This window comes from Rhizobacter sp., from assembly GCF_035702065.1.
Taxonomy (GTDB): Bacteria; Pseudomonadota; Gammaproteobacteria; order Burkholderiales; family Burkholderiaceae_C; genus Rhizobacter.
On record NZ_DASSRA010000203.1, the window covers coordinates 1 to 4003 of the forward strand.

A 4003-nucleotide genomic window follows, 5' to 3' on the forward strand; every position below is an offset into this window, starting at 1 on the left:
TCGAGCTGAGCTACGCCTTCTCCAAGCGCGAGGTGTGAGCGCGATGACCATCGAAGTTCGCCAGTTGCTCGTCAAGTCGCAGCTCACCGGTGAGCCCGCCGCGATCCGGCGCGAGGCGGCGCCACCCGAGCTGGTGGCGCAGATCCGGGAACAGATCCTGGCCGAGTGCAAGGCCTGGCTCCACGAGCAGTTGAGCGAACGGCTGCAAGACCTGCGCGAACGCTGACCTATGACCAAGACCCTGCTCAAGCTCACGCGCTGTTTCATCAACCGGCGCGGCACCATCCGCCTGGACGACTCGGCCGAGTTCACGGTGATGATCAACCCGGCCGAGTTCAAGCACGACCACGTCATCACCTACGACAGCACCAAGACGGCGGGCCAGGTCGGCAAAGACCCGAAGTTCATGGGCATGAACCCCGAGAAGGTGGGCTTCTCCATCGTGCTCGACGGCACCGGCGCCGTGATGCCGGCCTCGCCCGGCCAGGCGGTACCCAGCGTGAAGACCCAGCTCGACAAGCTGCTCAAGGTGATCTACCGCTACGTGGGCGACCAGCACGAGCCCGGCCACGTGCGCCTGCTGTGGGGCACGCTGATCTTCTTCGGCCGGCTGGAGAGCATCTCGACCAGCTACACGCTGTTCAAACCCAGTGGCGATCCGTTGCGCGCCAAGGTGCAACTGAGCTTCATGGGGGCCATGAGCAACAAGGAGGCCGAGCTGCAGTCCAACCGCTCCTCGCCCGACCTCAGCCACCTCGTGGAAGTGCGCGACGGCGACACGCTGCCGCTCTTGTGCGAGCGCATCTACGGCGACCCGTCCTACTACCCGGACGTGGCGCGTTTCAACCGGCTGGTCGACTTTCGCAGGCTCACTCCGGGCGGGACGCTGCACTTCCCGCCGCTGGCCTAGGGGTTCCCGGCCATGGCCGACTCACCGCTGCTCGACGCGGAAGGCGTCGTTCGCGTCAGCATCTCCAGCAACGGCAACGCGTTGCCCGAGACGGCGAGCCTCGTCTCGCTCTCGGTGCAGCGCGCGATCAACATGGTGCCCACGGCACGCCTGGTGTTCAACGACGGCGACATGCCCGAGCAGAGCTTCCCGCTCAGCGACACCGACGAGCTCAAGCCGGGCGCCGCCATCAAGGTCAGCGCCGGCTACGGGAACGACGAAACCACGATCTTCGAAGGCGTGGTCATCAAGCACAGCCTGCGCGTCGCCGGCAACAACGATGCGCGCCTGGTGGTCGAATGCCGCGACAAGGCGGTGGCCATGACCATTGGCCGCTGCAACGCCAACTTTGTCGACCAGACCGACAGCGACATCATCGGCAAGCTGATCTCGGCGCACGGCCTCACGGCCGACGTCGAATCCACCAGCGTGCAATTCGGCGAACTGGTGCAGTACTACTGCAGCGACTGGGACTACCTGCTGTCGCGCGCCGACGCCAACGGCCTGCTGGTGGCCGTGACCGACGGCACCGTCGCCGTCAAGTCGCCGGACGCTTCGGCCGAGCCGGTGCTGACCGTCAGCTACGGCCTCGACCTGATCGAGTTCCAGGCCGAGATGGACGCGCGCACGCAGTTCGCCTCGGCCCAGGCCACGTCGTGGGACATGAAGACGCAGGCCGTGGTGCAGGGCACGGCGGCCTCGCCCGAAACGCTCAATGCGCAAGGCAACCTCGATTCGGCCACTCTCGCCAAGGTGATCGCGCTCGACAGCTACCGCCTGCAGACCGCAGCTCCGGTGCTCAAGGAGTCGCTGACCGGCTGGGCCAAGGCGCAGCAGCGCAAGGCCGCCCTGGCGCGGCTGCGCGGGCGCATCAGGTTCCAGGGCAGCGCCAAGACGAAGCTCGGCAGCCTGATCGAGCTCGTGGGCGTGGGCCAGCGCTTCAGCGGCAAGGTGTTCGTCGGCGCGTTCACGCACGAGATCGCCGACGGCAACTGGATCACCGAGGTGGAGTTCGGCCTCTCGCCCGCGTGGTTCACCGAGCGGCCGGACGTGATGTCGCGCCCCGCGGCCGGCCTGGTGCCGGGCGTGGAGGGGCTGCAGATCGGCGTGGTGAAGAAGCTCGACGCCGACCCCGACGGCGAGCAGCGCATTCAGGTCTCGGTGCCGGTGATGCAGGCCGCCACCGACGGCGTGTGGGCACGCCTGGCCAGCCTGCACGGCTCCAAGGGCTTCGGCACCTTCTTCATCCCCGAGGTGGGCGACGAGGTGATCCTCGGCTACTTCAACAACGACCCCTCGTACCCGGTGATCCTGGGCAGCCTGTACAGCAGCCAGCGCGCGCCGGCCTATGCGTTGGCGGCCGAGAACGACACCAAGGCCATCGTCACGCGCAGCAAGCTGAAGCTCGAGTTCGACGAGAAGGACAAGGTCATCACCATCACCACGCCGGGCAACAACAAGATCGTGCTCAGCGACAAGGACAAGTCCATCCTGCTGCAGGACCAGAACAGCAACAAGGTCGAGCTGGCGCCTGGCGGCATCACGCTCGACAGCCCGAAGGACATCAAGCTCACCGCCAAGGGAACGATCACGGTCGACGCGGTGGGCGCCATCACCATCAGCTCCAAGGCCGACGTGAAGAGCAGCGGGCTCAATGTCAATTGCGAGGCCCAGGTCGGCTTCGTCGGCAAGGGCTCGGCCACGGCGGAGTTGTCGGCCTCGGGGCAGACGACGGTCAAGGGCGCGATGGTGATGATCAACTGACGCAGACGAGCACCATGCCGCCCGCCGCCCGCCTCACCGACATGCACGTATGCCCGATGGTCACGCCCGGGTTGCCGCCCATCCCGCACGTGGGCGGGCCGGTGATCGGGCCGGGTGTGCCGACCGTGCTGATCGCCAAGCTGCCCGCGGCGGTGCTGGGCGACAACGCGGTGTGCGTGGGCCCGCCCGACACCATCATCCAGGGCTCGACCACCGTGCTCATCGGCGGCAAGCCGGCGGCGCGCCTGGGCGACGCCACGGCCCACGGCGGCAGCGTGGTGCTGGGTTGCCCCAACGTGCTGATTGGCGGGTGAGGGTGATGGCCAACCAGAACTTCCTCGGCACCGGTTGGGGTTTCCCGCCCAGCTTCGACCCGCGCAACAAGCACGCGATGCTGGTCTCGAACGAGCAGGACATCGAGGAGAGCCTGCGCATCCTGCTTTCCACCACGCCGGGCGAGCGCGTCATGCAGCCGAGCTACGGCTGCCCGCTGCGGCGCATGGTGTTCGAGAGCGTCAACGAGAGCACGCTCACGGAGATCCGCGACCTCATCTCCAAGGCCGTGCTGTTCTTCGAGGTGCGCATCTCGCTGGAGCACATCGAGATCGACACCGAGCAGCTCTACGAGAGCGGCCTGCTGCGCATCCGGCTCGACTACACCATCCGCCGCACCAACACGCGCAGCAACATGGTGTACCCGCTGTACCTCACGCAGGGCACGAGCCTGAGGCAGGGCGCATGACCATGACGCCCAAGCTGCCGGCGAGCGACGGCACCGAGCAGCCCGAGCGCATGCCCGCCGCGCTCGCGCCGGGCTACTTCGCGGTCGACGAACTGCCGCTCGAAGCACGCGTGGCCATGTCAGCGAGCCTGGGCGCCAGCCTGCGCTTCCTCGCCGAGCCCGAGGCGGCGCCGCGCCGCAGGCTGCTGGCGGACGAGACCTCGGGCGACGAGTCGCGCCTGGCCGTCGAACTCGACTTCGAGCTGCTGGTGGCCGAAAGCGCCGGCCTGGCCTGGCCGCCTGACGGCGCGGCACGAGCCGCCTCGTCCACCGGCGTGCACGAAGCCGGCAACTGGGGTGAACTCTTCTGCACCGACGAGGCCTTGCTGCTGGCCCGCCTGATCGCCATCGACCTCGCCGCCTGGCAGGGCGCCTACCTGCGCGGCCTGGAGTCGCTGCCCACCGAGCGGCTGGCGCAGCAGATCGTGCTCATGGCCAGCGCGCTCGACAACTGGTACCGCTCGCTGCGCGTCATCAAGCAGCCCGCCGCCACGGCCTTGGCCGACCGC

Annotated in this window: 6 protein-coding genes; all 6 read left to right on the forward strand. The window is 67.9% G+C overall.

The features are described from left to right. Nucleotides 1-43 precede the first annotated feature (43 nt). On the forward strand, nucleotides 44-226 hold the full coding sequence (locus VFL64_RS09430) for a DUF5908 family protein (protein WP_489540125.1): 183 nt from the start codon (nucleotides 44-46) through the stop codon (nucleotides 224-226). Nucleotides 227-229: 3 nt separating this feature from the next. Then, a complete protein-coding gene (locus VFL64_RS09435) occupies nucleotides 230-910 on the forward strand; it encodes a CIS tube protein (RefSeq protein ID WP_489540126.1) in 681 nt (226 codons plus the stop codon). A gap of 12 nt (nucleotides 911-922) precedes the next feature. Next, a complete protein-coding gene (gene vgrG / locus VFL64_RS09440) occupies nucleotides 923-2713 on the forward strand; it encodes a type VI secretion system tip protein VgrG (RefSeq protein ID WP_489540127.1) in 1791 nt (596 codons plus the stop codon). A 14-nt stretch (nucleotides 2714-2727) separates the two neighbouring features. Continuing rightward, nucleotides 2728-3027 (forward strand): PAAR domain-containing protein, encoded by a 300-nt coding sequence (locus VFL64_RS09445; RefSeq protein WP_489540128.1) that lies wholly within the window; start codon nucleotides 2728-2730, stop codon nucleotides 3025-3027. Nucleotides 3028-3032: 5 nt separating this feature from the next. Further along, entirely contained in the window at nucleotides 3033-3455 is a 423-nt protein-coding gene (locus VFL64_RS09450; RefSeq protein ID WP_489540129.1) for a GPW/gp25 family protein, read from the forward strand. A 2-nt stretch (nucleotides 3456-3457) separates the two neighbouring features. Next, nucleotides 3458-4003, forward strand: a 546-nt coding sequence (locus VFL64_RS09455) for a hypothetical protein (protein WP_489540130.1), incomplete at its 3' end; no start/stop codon positions are given.